We start from the raw sequence: 16,877 nt of genomic DNA on the forward strand, positions 1-16,877 counted from the left end.
GATGGAGAGGGTGACGGCCCTGAGGGGGGCAACGTGACTAGGAGCTGGGCAGTCCGCCGCTGGCTGGCATCGCTCAGCTCAGATCCGGGAGCACGTCGGCGATAGATGCGGCGACGATGGCCCGCTCAAGCCACCGCTCCAGGATCTCAGGATCCTTCTCGATCAAGATACGCTTGCGCAGGATGTCCGGCACGGCGATGCCGCGAACCCGGAGCGCGGTCAGCACGGCACGCGCCGCTTCCTCGGCGCGCCCCTCGTTCCGCCCCTCGTCGCGGAGCTGCTGCGTGTACTCCTCGAACCAAGCCCGGATCGCTGCGCTCACCTCGTCCTCCTCGTTGGCTGTGGGCTCCTGTTGGTCGAGCCCGAAGTGTAACAGCAGCGGCACGGCGACGCTCTTCTCCCAGGCATCGCGGGGCAACGCCGCCAGATCCGCCACCGCCTCGCGAAAGCGGCGCCCTGAGCCGAGCAGCCGCAGCAGCAGCGTCGCGCGCGTCCTGGGCAGCTCCGCGAGCACCACCACGCGCATCACAAGCCCCGGCACGGCGTGGTAGACGCCCGCCTGCACCGGCTCGCACCGGTAGGCGTCGAGCGCCATTTCAGGACGCCCCGGGCTGAGGACGACCAGCGCAGGGAAGGCCACCGCCGGCTGCGGTGGCGCGTCGATGTCCTCCTCCGGTGAACGGAGCGGGCTGCAGAGCGGGCGCGGCGTTCGAGCTCGTGGTGCCACGTGAGCTGCTTGCGCAGGCACTGCCGGACCTGACGAAGGCTCGGCGTGCCGTGGAACGGCTCGAACAGGCTCGGCTCCGCCGAGAGCTCGCCGAGCAGGCCCATGGCGGTGCGCTCGGACTCCCGCGCGGGATCAGGCACGCTGTAGACATCGATCTTCTGTGTCGCCGCCAGCACCTCGACCTCGGTCTCGGCCGCCGAGACGAGGCTCAGCCCGTCCCGCAGCAAGCTCTTGGTGAACTGGTCGGAGCGGTTGTGCATTGGCGCGCGACTCTAACGAACATCGCGGCATGTCCAGCCGTGTTCGGCGCGAAAGGGTGGATCAGCGAGCCGCGGTTTGCGCTGCGAGAATCGAGCGCAGTACGTAATGTAGCGGGGAAGGACAAGCACTTGCCCGCAGGGGGCGCCAGTCGTGTGGAAATCGTTGTCGGCAGCGTGAGACGTCCAGTCGGCTCGGGGGAACGAGCTCCACGCCCGACTCAGGGCCTTCCAGGCCAGTACCTGGCGACCACGTGACAGTCGTCGACCTGCCAACCCTTGGCGGCATCCCAGCGCAGGTTGAACACCTCCCCGCTGGCGTCGAACTCGTCATCGTATTCACCCGAGGTGACCTGCAACAGCTCCGCGTCCGGGCCCGTGCGGCGGAAGACCACCACCTGGAGCCGTGCGCTGTCGCCGGGCGAGTAGCGGAGCGAGGCCTCCGAGAACGCATCGAGCTCCGACAAGGGCTCTCCCACCTTGGTGCAGCCCCGCTTCGTGAACGGTCGCAGCTCGCCTATCTCCGGAAAGCCCGCGACGCGGACGGATGGCCTGAGAGACCATCCGAGCGCAAAGGAGACGACGGCGACACCGAGGACCAGGAGGTAGCGCAGTTGTGCGGATTTGAAGGAGATAGGCACGTCTTGTCTCGATCGGCTCAGGGCGTCTTTCCCGGTGGGATCTTACCCGGAATTGCCCCGGAACGAGGCTCGACGGGGCGTCGTCGGCGCCGGGCGATGGACCGGACGACCAGCCGTTCACGCTTGATCGTGCCCCCCGAGGAGCTCCTTCACGTGCCGCCCCCGGCCGACGAGCGACACATCGAGGCCGCGCGCGATCATGACGCCCACCATGGCGCTCTCGATCCGCGAGAGCGTGCGCTCGGGCCAGACCCGCGGCGACGCCCGCTGGGGGGGCCGAGGCCAGCCCAGGGCGCGGCGCGCGGATGGACGATCGGCGAGCGGGCGATCGCGCTCACGGCCGCTGCCCCGCGCGCGGTCCTCCGCTATACTGGCGGGGTGATGCTGTGCGATGTTGCGGCCGGGCAGGCTCTCCGCCCGTTGCTGGACCGCCGTGCCCCGGGGCCGGCATGAACGATAGCGACGTTCGCTGGATGGAGCGCTGCCTCGAGCTCGCGGCGCTCGCCGCGGGGAGCACCGCGCCGAACCCGATGGTCGGCGCGGTCGTCGTACGGGGCGAGGAGCTCCTCGCCGAGGGGTTCCACGAGCGCGCCGGGCTCGCCCACGCCGAGGTCGACGCGCTCCGCAAGCTCGGCGGCCGCGCCGAGGGCGCCACGCTCTACGTCAACCTCGAGCCGTGCTGCCACCACGGCCGGACGCCCCCGTGCACGGACGCCCTCCTCCGCGCCGGTATCCGGCGCGTCGTGATCGGCATGATCGATCCGGACCCCCGCGTCTCCGGAAAGGGCGCGGCCCTCCTGGAGAGCGCCGGAATCGAGGTGGTGGTCGGCGTCCACGAGCCCGCGTGCCGCGAGCTCAACCGCGCTTACATCGCCAGCACGGCCGCGCGTCTCGCCCTGCCGGCCCGGGCGACGCCGGCGTCCTGACTCCGGGCGACGCCGGCGTCCTGACTCCGGGCGACGCCGGCGTCCTGACTCCGGGCGACGCCGGTGTCCTGACTCGCCGCGGCGCCCGCGCTCTCCCCTGGAGACAGCGCGAGGGCCGGACCGCGGCGTCATGCCCTCTTCCGGAACAGAGCGAACGTCCGCGCCGTCCCTCCAGCGGTGATCGACCCGACGAAATCCCCGCGCTCGCGCGCGATTCCAGGACTCTCGCTGCGCCCTGAGGCCGATGCGCGCGCGCTCGCCGAGCACGGCGCTGGCACCACGCTTGTTATGCCCTCCGCTCGCCCGCGGATCCGAGCGGCACCGAGCCGTGGGCGCCTCCGCAATCGGCCGCTCTAGACATCATTTCTGGACGGAAAGGTTGCAGTATGAAGAATGCCATCCCGATCGTGATTCTGTGCCTTGGCGGGCTCGGCTGCGCGGACGCGTCTCCCGGGGGCGAAGGCGAGCAACCATTGCTCACGTCCCGACAGCGCATCGTCGGAGGCGCCGCGGACACGACGCATGCCTATGTCGTGGGCGTGGGCAGCCGGAACCGGGCGTACTGCAGCGGGACCGTCATCTCGCGGCGCACCGTGGTCACGGCGGGACACTGCTACGGCGCGCTCACCCGCGTCTTTTTCGGCCCGACCCTCGGGCGGCGGTCGGAGAGCGTGAGGGTCGAGACGTCGAGGAGGCACCCAGCCTTCGATCCCGCGACCCTCGAGAACGACCTTACCCTCCTCCGGCTGGAGAGCGACGCGCCCGTGCAGCCCGCGCCGCTCCTGCGCGAATCGATGGAGAACACCAGCGGGTACATCGGGCCCGACTACACCTTCGTCGGTTACGGGGTCTCCGACGGGGTCGCGGGGACGGGGTTCGGCATGCGCCGCGCCGTGACGTTCCCCATCGTGGCGGTCGGCCCGGCCCAGGTCGGCGGGACGCCGGGGACGATCGACGCGACCCAGTTCTATTACCAGGTCCCCGACATGAACACCTGCGCCGGCGACTCCGGAGGCCCGGCTTTCCTCGTGCGGGGGGGCGTCGAGCGCCACGCCGGCGTGACCTCGTTTGGCGACGATCCCTGCACCCTGGACGGGGTGCAGGCGCGCACCGATCTCGACCAGATATCTCGCTTCATCCAGCCGACGATCGACGAGTTCGAAGCGGACAACCCGTGCCGCGCGGACGGCCTCTGCGAGGCGTCGTGTGATGTCGGGCCCGAGGTCATCGACCCCGATTGCGCCGATCTCCACTGCGGCGCAGATGGGGTGTGCGCGCTCGCCTGCGTGTCCCCGGTCGATCCGGACTGCGCTCTCCGCGCCGGCGCGCAGGTGCGGTGATTGGACAGGTGAAGGTCCGCGGGCGCCGGCCGCGCCCCGCGCCGCGCGACGGAGCTCAGGGCGTGTCGGCCGGGTCGGCCGGGTCGCTGCCGGCGCTCCGCTCGTCGCCGTCGAGGAAGCCGTCCTCGTCGCGATCGATGCCGACGCGGTAGCCCGAGCCCGGGGGCGTACACGTGTAGGTGAGGGGCCGCCCTGTCGCGAGGGCGATCTGGCGGAGCGCCGCGTCCGGGATCGGCGGCAGCGCCGTCCGGTCGGCGACGAACTGCCCTGCTCCGGTGTGAAGAAAGCCGATCTCCTGCAAGATCAGGTGGCTCTTCGCGACGAGGTCGCACTCGCCCGCGTCCGCCCTGGCGATCAGGAGATCGATGCGCGGAGCGGCGGCAGCCTGGTTGCCGGGCGTGATCGTCACCTGCTGGCCGACGATCGGCGCGACGTTCGAGTCGAAGGCGAGCAGGTACGACTCGAGCTGCCGGCGGACGACGTCGCCCGCCGGCGAGTCCGGCAGGCCGTTCGGGTTGTCAGGGAAGGTGCCGAACTCGTTGGTGAAGCCGGTGAACGGCGAGAAGCCCATCCCGCGGAAGAACCGGAACAGCGTGTCGAAGCTCCCGTCGTGCAGGAAGCCGAATCCCCGCACCTGATCTCCCTTGTGATCGTTGTCGCCAGGCAGGATGCCGAACAGCGGGGCGGCCATCCCGAACATCCCGACCTTCTGGTACATGTTGCGCAGGTGCGGCGTCTTGATGAGCTGCGGCTGGAAATCGAACGTCATGTTGCCGTTCGTTCCGAAGAAGCCCGGCTTGTCGACGCCGGGATTGCCGTCCGGGTCGAGGACGTGACAGCCATTGCAGATGGCGGTGCCGTCCAGGTTGCCGCTCAGGAAGGTGTCGCGCCCGGCCTGCTGGCTCGGCGTGAGCGCGTTGTCCAGGCGGCGGATCGGGTTGGGCGGATACGTCACCTGAAGGATGAAGTCCGCGAACACCTCCATGGAGGCGTCCGGGATCGGGCCGCTCCGGCCGAGGAGGTCGGTGAAGCCGGCCTGGAACTTCATGAACGCGGCGCGCTCGTCGAACGTGCCGCTGTCGGGCTGCGCGGTCTCCGCGTCGTTGCCGCCCGTGCGATCGCCGCGCCAGTGCATAGGCCCGTGGTTGGCCATGCCACGCAGGCTCTGGGTCGTGGTCGGGCCCTTCATCGGGTGGAACTCCCGGGGCATCGGCTGCTGCGTGAAGAGGTTGAGCACCGGGCCGACGAACGGGCCCGGGTTGGTCGTGACCGGCTCGTCCGGATTGCCGAGATCCCACCCGAGGCTGTCGAAGTCGCCGAAGATATGGCAGCTGGCGCACGATGAGTCGCCGTGCGCCGAGCTCGAGCGAGCGTCGTAGAGGAAGCTCCGCCCGAGCGTGATGCTCGGCGGCTCCGGGTTGTACATCGCGATGTGCGCGATCTCGGCCCGGGTCGCGGTGTCGACGATCGAGATGGAGTTGTCGAAGCGGGTCAGCACGAACAGCTGGTCTCGCCGCTCGTCCAGCGCGAGCCCCGACGGGCCGCCGCCGCTCACCTCGATGTGGTCGGCCGCGTCGGGCACGAACGTGTCGCCCTCGAGCGCGGCCGTGCTGAGCACGCCGACCTTGCTCGAGCCGAGCGCGGCCACGTAGAGCGTCGCGCCGTCGCTCGTGACGGCCATGTCGACCGGCTGGGCCAGGCTCGCCTCGCTCTCGGCGTTCGGCGTCGGGGCGCAGCAGGCCGAATAGTCGATGTGCTTGTTGAGGTGCCGCGGGGCGACGCGCTGCGGGGCGTTGCCGGGGCGGAGCACCGTGATCCGGCTCTCGTGGAGGTGGCCCTGCAGGCTGTGCCCGGCGAAGAGGCCGGGACCCTCGAACCGCTGCTCGTTCCGCGCGTCGGTGTTGGAGACGTAGACCTTTCCGTTCACCGGGTTGACGACCATGTTGAAGAGGATCGTCCCGACGCCGGCGAAATACCCCCTGGGCCCGGCGACCGGCCTCGGAGGGTTGGCCATCGCGTCGATGGCGAACACGTCCTTGTCGGGCAGCGAGAGCCGCACCTTCTGGTCCCAGGTGCGGCCGAGCTCGTCGACCCAGTGCGCGCCGTCGAACTTCACGATGAGGCTGACCTCGGGCGCCGGATCGCCGAACGCGTTGGTCATCGGGCCCGGCGAGCCGCCGTTCGCCGCGCCGCCGTCGGGCACGAGCAGCTCGGTCACGACGGTGCTCCGGTTGCCCGAGTGGAAGCCGGCGGCGTAGACGCGCGCCCCGTCGGGCGTGGCGGCGAGCGCGCGCGGCGTGTCGGTGAAGAGGGTGAGGATCGCGAGGGGCGCGCCGCCGAGCGACGAGCCCAGGTGGTTCGCGTCGAACACCCAGACGTCGGCACGGCCCACCCCCGGCGTGGTGAGCAGCGGATCGTTCGGGTTGTTCTGACCGCGGTGCGCTGTCGTGATGAAGGCGCGGCGCCGCCCGGGGCCGGCAAACACGATGTCTCGCGGCTCGTCGCCCACGAGGAGCGTGCGCTCGACGCGGCCGCCGTATCCGCCGGAGGACAGCTCGACGACGCTGACGCTGTCGGACAGGTGGTTCACGACCCACACCTCGGTGTCGCTCCGCGCCGCCACGGCGACCGGATCCAGCCCGACAGGGATCGAGCTCCGGTGGACCAGCGCCCCGTGGTGTACGCGGAAGACCTCGAGGCGGCCATCCGGGGTGTTGAGCGCGAACAGCAGATTTCCGCTCGGAGAGAGCGCGAGCGGGCGCACCTGCCCGCTCTCGAAGAGCGTGTAAGACGACTCGGCAAGGGCGGGCGCGCTGGCCGCGAGGACAAGAGAGGACGTCGCTGCGGACAAAAGGCCGGCGGCGACCCTTCGCAGGGCGGACGGTGACTTCATGGGACCTCCTCGAAAAAGCGACTTCAGGGAGCGAACGGGGTCGGGGGATCATCGAACAACTAACACAGACATGCTCTTTGGGGATCCAGGAAAGAGCGTTTGTGTTTCAATGTTGAAATGCGCACACCGCCCCACGAGGGCTCGCGGCGACCCCGGGGCCGCGGAGCGCGGCGCTCGTTGCAAACCTTCTTGTTGGAGCCTCCGTGGCGGGGCTGGTCGGCTGAAGTGGCCTGCTGGCCGGCCAATCGACTGGCCGGCCAGCAGGCCAGTCCGAGCAGCGGACGGAGCCCGTTTCAGCCGGCCCGGGGGGCTAGGCGGTCAGCGATGTTTGGGCGAGCGGGGAGGAGTTCGGTCGGGACACAACATGGTTGTTCCTGTGTGCGCGGATCACCGGACAGGGCGTCCGATGGAATGAATTAGAAGCCTCTCGACAACACGCCCGGGTGGCGATGCGTGGTGGGGTGCTCACCCCACCCTGCCGGAATGAGGGAGCCGCCAAGAGGCCACAAGACGCCAAGACTTTTGCGTTTTCGTCGGCGTCCTCGGCGCGCTTGGCGGCTCGAAGGACCCCACCTTCGACCAAAGTAGCCCACCACCCCGGCTGCGCGGCGTTACGGAGCTGCCGGTCCCCACAGGCCGGGCACGCGCGTTCCGCACGAGGGGCACGCGCCGCCGGAGAGGAGGACCTCCTGCGTCTCGTAGTTGAACCGCCGCACCACGACCTCGTAACAGGTGGGGCAGCGGGTGTGTGAGAGCTCACGCACGCGGTCGGCCACGTTGCTGACGTAAACGTACTTCATGCCGCGCGCGTAGGCGACGCCGGCCACGTCCACGAGGAACGCCGGGTCGGTCGTCATGCGATCGCTCATCTTGTAACGCGGATAGAAGGCGTTGAGGTGCCAGGGAATGTCGGGATCGACCCTGGCGATCTCGGCGCCGAGGGTGCGGAGGCCGGCCGCCTCGTCGTTGAAGCCGGGGACGACGAGCGTCACGACCTCGACCCAGTAGCCGAGGCGCCGGGCCTCGCCGATCGCCGCGAGCACCGGCTCCACGCGGCCGCCGAGCGTCCGGTAGTGATCGGCGCTCCACCCCTTCAGGTCGACGCGGAACACGTCCGCGACCGGGCGCATGTACGCGAGCGCCTCGGGCGTCGTGTTGCCGTCCGAGATGAGCGCCGTGACGAGCCCTCGCCGATGCGCCTCGGCGAAGACGGCGTGCGCCCACTCGGCCGTGATCATCGGCTCGTTGTACGCGCTCGCGAGCACCCCGCAGCCCGCCGTGACGGCCAGCTCGACGAGATCCGCGGCGCTGATGTCGATGGGCTCGCCGTCGCCCTCCGGCTCGCGGAGGGCCTGGGAGACCTTCCAGTTCTGGCAATAAGGACAGCGCAGGTCGCACCCGAACATCCCGAAGGTGAGGGACCTCGCGCCGGGGCGCACATGGAAGATCGTGTTCGTCTCGACCGAGCGCACGTAATGGCGCGCGACGTAGCCGAACGGGACGCGCAGCTCGCCGTCCTTCTCGAAGCGGATCCCGCACGCGCCCGCGCGACCCGGCGAGAGGACGCAGCGGTGCGCGCACGCGGTGCACCGGAGATACCCCTCCTCCGGGCCGCGCTCGTAGAGCGCGCCGGGCACGGTGCGGCGGGCGAGCTTCGCCGTGAGGGGCTCGCCCGCGGCGCCGCCGTCGCCGGGCCCGGCTGTCGCGCGCTCGCACGCCGGGTCATTCCCGGCGCCGCGCACGAGGTCCTCCACGCGGACGTGCGGTCGGGCGCCCGGATCGCGCGCATCGAGCGGATCGCGCGGATCGCGCGGATCGTCGATCGCGGCTTTCGGGGCGCTGCGGCCGTTCATCTCCATGGGAGAGCGGGCATCGCTAGCATCGCGGCCGCGAAAGACAAGGGGCTTGCAGCGCGCCAGCCCACGGCGCTGCGGCGCGGCAGCCCACGGCGAGGCGGCGCGCGATGGCGTATGGCGGGGTGGTGTGGCGGCGCGGCGGCGCGCGGAGGGAGCGACCCGGGCGAGGGCGCGCGTGTCAGGCCGGCAGCGCGCCTGCGCCTTGCGCGAGCTTGTCGAGCTCGTTCTGACCGAGCTCGCGCTCACCGGCGAACGCGATCCCCACGACGGCGCGCACGCTCGCCGAGGTGTCACGCACCGGCAGGGCCACCGCGGCCTGCGCCGCGACCGCCTTGGCCCCAGGCCGCACGTCGCCGGACGTGTCCGTCTGCAGGTTGCAGGTCTGCACCGGCTGGTCGCGCTCCCAGGCGAGCCCGGCCATGCCTTTGCCGCGCGGGACGCGGCGCGTGATCTCCTGCACCTTCTCCGGGATGTTCACGGCGGCGGCCAGCGCGAGCGCATCGCCCTCGACGAGGTGCACCGTGCCGGCGATACCCCCGTTCTCGGCGACGAAGCTCCGAAGCCACGGCTCCAACGACTCTCGGCGCGCATGCATGCCCGCACCGTCGACGGTCGCGGCGCCTGCGTCAACCTCGTCCTTCACCCGCTTGGGCCAGCGCACGATGAACGTCGCTCCTGCGCCGGGACGCGACGAGACGGACACGCTCCCTCCGCGGCTCTGCACGATCTTCTTCACGACCGAGAGCCCTATGCCGGTGCCTTCCACCTTGTCGCGCGACTCGAGCGTATGAAAGAGCTCCCAGATGCGCTCGTGGTACTCGGGCGCGATGCCGGGCCCGTTGTCCTTCACGGCGAACTCGAGGTACGCCCCGGCGTCAGCGCACGTCACCTCGACGCGCGCGTCGCTGCGGCGCGCGTGCTTCAGGGCGTTGCTGATGAGGTTCTGGAACACCTGCTGCATCGGGACGCGCTCCGCGATGATCGTCGGCATCCCGGGCGCGATCTCGACCCGGGCGCCCTCGGGCGGCGAGAGCAGCTCGACGACCTCCGCCAGCAGCTGGCCGGTGTCGACGCTGACCATGTCGCCGCGCAGGCGCCCTGCCCGCGAGTAATGGAGGATCCCGTCGATGAGCGCCTCGAGCCGGCGCACACGCCCGCGCAGGAGGTGGATGTGCTCTTGCGTCTCGTCGCTCAGCTTCCCTTCCAGCGACTCCTCGATCCACGCCGACAGGTTCGCGATCCCCCGGAGAGGCGCCTTGAGGTCGTGCGAGGCGACGTAGGCGAACTGGTCGAGATCCTTGTTCGTCTTCGCGAGCGCAGCGATGAGCTCCTCTCGGTGCTGGCTCAGCTGCTCGATGCGGCGCCGCGCGAGCACCTGCTCGGTGATCTCGAAGGCGACGACCATGACACCCGTGACGGCGCCCGAGGGGGCGCGGATGGGCTGAGCGACGTAGTTGAAGACGGCCTCGCTCACCGTGTCTCCGCGCCGGACAGGGATGTTCAGCTCCGTCACGCGCACCGGCCGGCCCGTCGTGAGCGCGCGGTCCAGCATCGCGATCGCCTCGTGCTCTCCGAGCTCCGGGAACGCCTCGCGCACGCTCTTCCCGGCGAGGTCCGGCCGGCCGACCATCTCGCAGTACGGCGGGTTCGCGACCTCGTAGCGGTGCTCGGGGCCGGCGAACACCGCGATGGGGACCGGCGCCTGCATGAAGAGGTCGTACAGCCGCTCGCGCTCGCGCTCGGCCGCCGTCCGCAGGCGGGCGAGCTGGATGTGCGTGGCGACCCGGGCGACGAGCTCTCGCGCAGAGAACGGCTTGGGGAGGTAATCGTCCGCGCCCGCCTCGAGCCCCTCGACGCGCGACTCCTCCCCGGCGCGCGCGGAGAGCATGACGACCGGGACGCCCCTCGTGCGCTCGTCGTCGCGCAGCGCGCGGAGCAGGCCGAAGCCGTCGAGGTTCGGCATCATCACGTCGGTGAGCACGAGATCCGGCGGGCGGAGGCGCGCGGACGCGAGCGCCTCGACGCCGTCGGCGACAGCCTCGACCGTCCAGCGCTCGCGCAACACACGCCCGACGTACTCGCGCATGTCGGCGTTGTCGTCCGCGAGGAGGACGCGCGCCGCGAGGCCGCTGTCGAGCGCCGCGTCCGCGGGCGATGTCGGCGCCGCCGGGGCGACGCGCGCGACGCCGTTATTGCCCTCTGCGCCGGGGGGCGAGCCGCCCGCGGTGCCGGGGAGCGAGCCGCCCGCGGTGCCGGGGAGCGAGCCGCCCTCCGCGCCGGGCAGCCAGCGGAGCGCCTCCTGCACATAAGGCGCCGCGCCCGTCATCGTCGACGCCTGCGTCCGCGCGGCGTTCACGCGGTCCTTCGGCAGGTGCGCGGCCCCGCGAGGCAGGGAGACCGTGAACGACGTCCCCACGGAGAGCTCGCTCGCGACGTGGATGGTCCCGCCGTGGAGGCGGACGAGCTCGTGGACGAGCGCGAGCCCGATCCCGGATCCCTCGTAGGTGCGGGAGCGCGCGCCCTGGACGCGATGGAACCGCTTGAACAGGTGCGAGAGCTCGCGATCCGGGATGCCCGTCCCCGTGTCCCGCACGGTGAGGTCGACGCGATCGCCGTGCGCGCGGAGCGAGATCGAGACCGTCCCCTCGAACGTGAACTTGAGCGCGTTCGAGAGGAGATTGAGCACGATCTTCTCCCACATGTCGTGATCGACGTGGATGGGCTCGGGCATCGGCGGGCAATCCACCTCGAACGCGAGCCCCGCGCGCTCCATCGCGGAGCGGAAGGCGCTCGCGAGGTCCGCGGTGAGCGCGGAGAGATCGGTCGGCTCGTAGGACGCCTGGAGCCGGCCCGCCTCGATGCGCGAGAAGTCGAGCAGCGCGTTGACCAGCTTGAGGAGCCGGACCGCGTTGCGGTGCGCGGTATCGAGATCGGCGCCCGACAGGCTCCGCGTCGCCGACGCGAGGGCGTCCTCGATCGGCCCGAGCATCAGCGTGAGCGGCGTGCGGAACTCGTGGCTCACGTTGCTGAAGAAGGTGGTCTTCGCGCGATCGAGCTCGGCGAGGGCCTCGGCCCGCCGCTTCTCCTCCTCGTAGGCCTGCGCGTTCGCGATGCTGGCCGAGATCTGGCCGGCGACGAGGTGGAGGAAGCCGCGGTAATCGTCGTCGAACAGGCGGAATGGATTCAGCCCGACGATCAGGACCCCGGCGCGCCCCGTCTCGCCCGAAGGGGCGATCGCGAGCGCGGCGGCGCGCGTCGGCGGCTTTTTCCACGCGCCGGTCGGGAGATCCCGGAGGTGAGTTGGTAGTTCGACGATGCGGCAGGCCTCGTGCTCGCGCAGCACGGCGGCGAGCGGCCACGGCGACTCGTCCGTGAGCGCGATCGTCTCCGGCGCCGCGGCGTGACCGCGCTCGAACCCCGTGCTGCCCGCGAGCTGCACGTGTCGCCGGTCCGGGTCGACGACGTAGAGGAGCGCGAACGGGAGATCCTTCGCGTTTGTGGCGAGCGAGCTCGCGCTGCGCGCGCACGCGTCTTCCCACGAGCGCGCGTCCGCGGTCCGCGCCGCGAGGTCGCGGAGCAGCGAGAGCTGCCGCTCTCCGATGATCCGTCGCGTGTCGTCGGTATTGGCGCAGAGGATCCCGCCCGTGCCGCCCTGATCGTTCGGCACCGGGCTGTAAGAGAACGTGTAATACGTCTCCTCCTGATAGCCGTTCCGCTCCATGACGAGGAGGAGCGCCTCGTCGTAGGTGCCCTCGTCGCGGCGCATCGCCGACGCGGCGCGCGGCCCGACCTGGCCCCAGATCTCGCGCCAGACGACGGACGCGGGCTGTCCGAGCGCCTCGGGGTGCTTGCCGCCGACGATCGACTTGTAGGCGTCGTTGTAGAGGTTGATGAGCGAGTCGCCCCACCAGACGAACATCGGCTGGCGCGAGGTCAGGACGATGCGCACGCACGTCTTGAGGCTCTGCGGCCACGACGAGACCGGGCCGAGCGGCGTCTTCGACCAGTCGATCGCGCGCATACGCGCGCCCATCTCGCCGCCGCCGGCGAGGACCCCGTGAGCGTCCGCGCGATCCGGCGGCGAGCCATCCAGCTCGTGCGACATGAGGCTTCTTGTAGCGTGTGGTGGGTGGCCGGAGAAGGGCAGAAAATCAGTGTGTTTTGGTTGCTTGGGCGATCCGCCGCACCGCGGAGGCGCCGCGGCCGAGGTCGCCGCCGCCGCTCACGGCGGCGCGTCGAGCACCGCGCGCATCGCCCGGCGCGCCACGTCGGGCGAATAACCCTGCCGCGCGAGGAAAGCGTAGAGCTTCTGCCGCTGCTCCTCCGGGGCGAGCCCCGAGAGCGATCGGAGCTTCTTGCGCGCCGCCCGCTCGGCCACGGCGGACTCGTCGGTTCCCTCGTCGGCCATCACCTGCCGGATGGCCGCGTCCGCCACCTCGCGCGAGACGCCTTTGCGTGCGAGGTCCTGCTCGATCCTGCGGCGCGACCGGGGCTTGCCGACGATGCCGGAGCGCGCCTTGGCCTCCGCGAAGCGCGCGTCGTCGAGCAGCCCGCTCGAGAGGAGGCGCGCGATCGCGGTCGTCACGTGCTCCCTGGGCTCGCCCTTCTCGATCAGGCGCTTCTCGAGCTCCCTGGCCGAGCGCGCCTGGAACGACAGGAGCCGCAGCGCCCGCTCGTAGGTCTTCTGCGCGGCATCTCCGGCCTTTCCCAGCGGCTCGGCCGCGGCCCCGGGGCTGGCCTGGCCGGGGGTAAGGCCCGCGGCGGCCTCTTCAGGCACCGTGGCGAAGGGGACCCCATCCACAAGGATGACGACGTGGCCGGGCTTGTCAGGCGAGGGGGCGATTCCCGTGATGATCGGCATGCGCGAGGGACGATGGCGCACCCCGGGCGCGCCGCAAGCGCCTGCTCACCTCGCTTGCTTTCCTCCGCGGCAGGCCTGCTGGCTCACCTCACGGATCGAGCACGAGCACGCCGAACGCCTCGGGCACATGGAAGTTCGGCTTGCTCGTGCGGGGCGGGCTCCACGCGAGGTAGTGCCGCGGGTCCTTTCCCTCCATCCGGTACAGGTTCATGGGCAGCCGCGCGCCCGGGGCGAGCGCCTCGACGATCCCCGGCGCCACGAGCCGCGCCTCGATGACGGCCGTTCGCTGGGGCGCGCTCTGGCTCGTCGCGATCGTCGCTCCGCTCGACCACGCCGTGTCTTCCAGGCGCGCGTCGCGGTCGATCGCGATATCGAAGAAGTGGCCGAACGGCCCGATCTCCACCTCGAAATATCGCTTTGGCGAGCCCGGGGACGGCGTCAGGAAGAGCTCGATACAGTCCTCTTTGTAAAGACCCTTCCGCTCCGCGCCGACGGGCATCGAACGATCCGTGTTGAGCCCGGCGCTCGAGAGCTCGAAGAGCGCATAGAGCCCCTCCTTCGACCAGAGGAAGCGCGCCTTGGTGGGGACCCCGGTGCGCTTGCCGGCATAGTCGGTGTCCCACTGCACGGCCTTCGCGCGGCTCCAGGCCGCGTCGTCGGCCTTCCCGTCGAGCGCGATCGCCTCGCCCGGCGGCAGCGGCGACGCGTGCGCCTCCGGCTTCGCGGGGCCTGCGCCCGGCTCTGCCCCCTGTTCTCCCCCGGGCGCCGGCTGCGAGGCTGTGGGCGCGGCAGCGAGCCCCTTCGCGGGCCCTCCGGGCAAGGGCGCCTGTCCGGGCTCCCAGTCGAGCCGGAACGGCGCCATCGCCTTGTAGTGGACGGGCCTCGGGCTCTTCAGGAGGTCTGCCCCGTCTCCCGTGATCGCCGTCGCCTTGAGATCCAGGCCGAAGCGCTTCGCCGCGGCGTCGATGAGCGGCGATGTCCGGTGGCCGCCGAGCTCGCGCGCGAGCGCGGGGCTGTTCCACACGCCGAGCAGCTCCGCCGCCACGCGGTCGACCCGCGCCGGGTTCGTGCCGCCGATCGCCACCATCTCGGCGGTGGGGTGGAGGACCTGGAAGCCGTCGCCGCCCATCGCCGGGGCGCCGTCGCCGAGCACCGCGTCCGGCGCCGATATCTCGAGCACGTCGACCATCCGCTCTGCGAAGACGCGGAGCGACGAGAGGTAAAGCGCTCTATCCTCCTCACCAGCGGCCTTCGTGTCCAGGTACTGCTTGAGCTCCCTGTGCATCCTCCACTTCTGCTTGTAGGCCGGCGCGCTGTCCGACAGCATGACCGTGCCCTGCATGCCCTTGATGCCGGCGGAGATGACCGCATACCGGTGCATCTTGAGCCGGGGGAGCGACAGGAAGAGCCCGTGGTCGAGGTGCTCCGCCAGCACCTTCGGCATGAGCAGCGTCGGGACGTGGGTCGCCTGGATGCCGCGGATGGCGAGGGGCTTTCCGGGCCGGTCGCCGGCGACGTCGTAGACCCCGTCGTCGTCCATCGCGACGAGCGCGGCGCCCTCCTCCGCGGCCATCGCCTCGTAGCCGGTCCGCTGCGCGAGGTCCTTCCAGAACTTGTGCGAGTGGCCGCAGCCCTCGGCGATCGTGATCTTCGTGTGCCCGCGCGCCTTGAGGCACTGGACGACGCCTCGAACGAACTCCGGCTGGGTGATTCGGCCGGTCACGCCGTCGTCGCCCTTGGACTTCGCCGGGTCCTTCACGCTGTCGAACCCGCACATGTTCGGCTTGAGGAGCACGGGAGTCGCCGCGGGGCGCCTCGGCACCACGGCCTCGCAGATGCGCTTGCCGAGCTCCAGGGGACCCTGGCCGCGGAGCACGGTGACGGGTGAGTCGTCGGCCTTGAGGCGCTCGACGTGCCGCTTCCTGAGGGCGGCGCCATCGATGCTGTCCGACGCGATCACCGAGGGGCCGGCCTCGTACCGCTGCGACGCGCCCGCGACAACGTCGCTCGACGCGCTCGGCACCGCGGTCGGCACGGCCGGGTGCGCGGAGGCGGCGGCGAATGAAGAGGCTGTCGGCGCGGGCGCCGGCGAGGACGCCGCCGCGTCGGGCGGCGGCGCCGCGGCGGCGGGCCCGCCGTCGCTGGGCGGCCCGCCCGGCTGTTGCGGCCGGTCCCCGCAGCCCGCGACGACGGCGACCAGCGCCGGGAGCGCCGCGATCGCGAAGGAAGAGCGTCGCGCCCGGCGTCCGTGGATCGCCCGTTTCTTCTCCATTCTCGCGGAGCACGATGGGGCCAAAGGAAGGCGGCGAGAAGGAAGAACTTTGATGCGGCTCACGTATTCCACTACGGATGCGGAATGAACGTGGGCGTGGCCCTGCCGATGGGGAAATTGCCGCTCGTCTCGAGCGTCGAGTCCTGCTCCCACTCTGGCGCCGCTCGGAGCCGGCGACGTGCAAGGTGGGATGGAACCGTCCCTCGGGTGCGTGCGTACTGCTGACGCGCCTCGACCCCTGTTGCCCGGATGGCACGCTGCCATGACAGCGTGATCCGGGGCTCCGCTTCCGCTCACGCCATGATGCCTGCCGCGCCGTCCACGGCAGGTCCTGGGGGGTTCCGTCTCGTTTCCATGGAGGATAGGATGAAATCGATTTCTCGCGTGGGCTCGGCCCTGTTCGTGACGACCCTTCTGGCGCTGTCCGCGTGCGGCGGCAGCATCGAGGATAAAGGAAACGGCAGTGAAGAAGGCGCCTCCTGCGGGGAGGTCGCGGCGTGCGGCGGCGATCCGACAGGAACGTGGACGATCGATGAGACGTGCCTCGATCCCTCGATGTTCGAGGGACTCAACGAGGGGTGTGACGCGGAGATCGACATCAGCGGCATGGTGGTGGGCGGACGCGCCGAGTTCCGGGCCGATAACACCTATGTCACGACCGCCACGCAGCAAGGGCCGATCAGGGTGGTGTACCCTGCGGCGTGCCTCATGGCCGAGGACGCCACGTTCACGTGCGCGCAGCTCAATGAGACGTTGCAGGAGGCCGTGGGTGGGAAGGAGTCGCCCTTCATCTCGGCGGAGTGCGCCTCTCGGGGCGTCGACTGCGCGTGTACGTTTGTCGTCCCGCCGAGCACGTCGACGACGACGGGCACCTGGTCGGTCTCCGGCTCGATCTTGACCACCCGGGCCCAGGGCGAGGGCGAGGGCGCGGAGCCCGAGGAGACCCCGTTCTGCGCGCAGGGATCCTCGCTCACGGTAGGCTTCTCGGTATCGGAGGGAGCGGATGCCGCGGGGCCCCTCAAGCACTACATGAGGTTCACGAAGGAGTGAGCCGCGGCGCCCAGCAAACCTCGTGAGCTCGTGAGCTCGTGAGCTCGTGAGCTA

General features: G+C 70.9%; 11 protein-coding genes. 3 read left to right on the forward strand and 8 right to left on the reverse strand.

Going from position 1 to position 16,877, the window contains the following annotated elements; genetic code table 11:
• Window positions 1–73: 73 nt before the first annotated feature.
• From WME90_RS00970 to WME90_RS00980, 3 genes are all read right to left on the reverse strand, one after another.
• Window positions 74–517, reverse strand: coding sequence for a hypothetical protein (locus WME90_RS00970; RefSeq protein WP_437279159.1), 444 nt, complete (start codon window positions 515–517; stop codon window positions 74–76).
• 8 nt (window positions 518–525) lie between these two features.
• Entirely contained in the window at window positions 526–987 is a 462-nt protein-coding gene (locus tag WME90_RS00975; protein WP_437279160.1) for a hypothetical protein, read from the reverse strand.
• Window positions 988–1,205: 218 nt separating this feature from the next.
• Window positions 1,206–1,625, reverse strand: a complete 420-nt coding sequence (locus WME90_RS00980) for a hypothetical protein (RefSeq protein ID WP_437279161.1) — start codon at window positions 1,623–1,625, stop codon at window positions 1,206–1,208.
• 473 nt (window positions 1,626–2,098) lie between these two features.
• Between WME90_RS00980 and ribD the strand changes: the two genes are divergently transcribed.
• Entirely contained in the window at window positions 2,099–2,551 is a 453-nt protein-coding gene (gene ribD / locus WME90_RS00985) for a bifunctional diaminohydroxyphosphoribosylaminopyrimidine deaminase/5-amino-6-(5-phosphoribosylamino)uracil reductase RibD (protein ID WP_437279162.1), read from the forward strand.
• Window positions 2,552–2,937: 386 nt separating this feature from the next.
• Window positions 2,938–3,891: a S1 family peptidase gene (locus WME90_RS00990; protein WP_437279163.1), complete on the forward strand. Its 954-nt coding sequence runs from the start codon at window positions 2,938–2,940 to the stop codon at window positions 3,889–3,891.
• 55 nt (window positions 3,892–3,946) lie between these two features.
• Here the strand turns inward: WME90_RS00990 and WME90_RS00995 are convergent, their stop codons facing one another.
• From WME90_RS00995 to WME90_RS01015, 5 genes are all read right to left on the reverse strand, one after another.
• Window positions 3,947–6,784: a hypothetical protein gene (locus tag WME90_RS00995; RefSeq protein ID WP_437279164.1), complete on the reverse strand. Its 2,838-nt coding sequence runs from the start codon at window positions 6,782–6,784 to the stop codon at window positions 3,947–3,949.
• 611 nt (window positions 6,785–7,395) lie between these two features.
• The gene (locus WME90_RS01000) at window positions 7,396–8,643 is read right to left on the reverse strand and encodes a radical SAM protein (RefSeq protein ID WP_437279165.1); all 1,248 of its coding nucleotides are present in this window, start codon (window positions 8,641–8,643) and stop codon (window positions 7,396–7,398) included.
• A 175-nt stretch (window positions 8,644–8,818) separates the two neighbouring features.
• On the reverse strand, window positions 8,819–12,745 hold the full coding sequence (locus WME90_RS01005) for an ATP-binding protein (RefSeq protein WP_437279166.1): 3,927 nt from the start codon (window positions 12,743–12,745) through the stop codon (window positions 8,819–8,821).
• A gap of 117 nt (window positions 12,746–12,862) precedes the next feature.
• Window positions 12,863–13,501 carry a regulatory protein RecX gene (locus tag WME90_RS01010; protein WP_437279167.1) on the reverse strand — a complete coding sequence of 213 codons (639 nt, stop codon included), beginning with the start codon at window positions 13,499–13,501 and terminating at the stop codon, window positions 12,863–12,865.
• A gap of 88 nt (window positions 13,502–13,589) precedes the next feature.
• Entirely contained in the window at window positions 13,590–15,773 is a 2,184-nt protein-coding gene (locus WME90_RS01015) for a DUF362 domain-containing protein (protein WP_437279168.1), read from the reverse strand.
• Between the two features lie 366 nt (window positions 15,774–16,139).
• Between WME90_RS01015 and WME90_RS01020 the strand changes: the two genes are divergently transcribed.
• The gene (locus WME90_RS01020) at window positions 16,140–16,823 is read left to right on the forward strand and encodes a hypothetical protein (protein ID WP_437279169.1); all 684 of its coding nucleotides are present in this window, start codon (window positions 16,140–16,142) and stop codon (window positions 16,821–16,823) included.
• Window positions 16,824–16,877 lie beyond the last annotated feature (54 nt).

The sequence above is a fragment of the Sorangium sp. So ce375 genome, assembly GCF_051473855.1.
Lineage (GTDB): Bacteria > Myxococcota_A > Polyangia > Polyangiales > Polyangiaceae > Sorangium.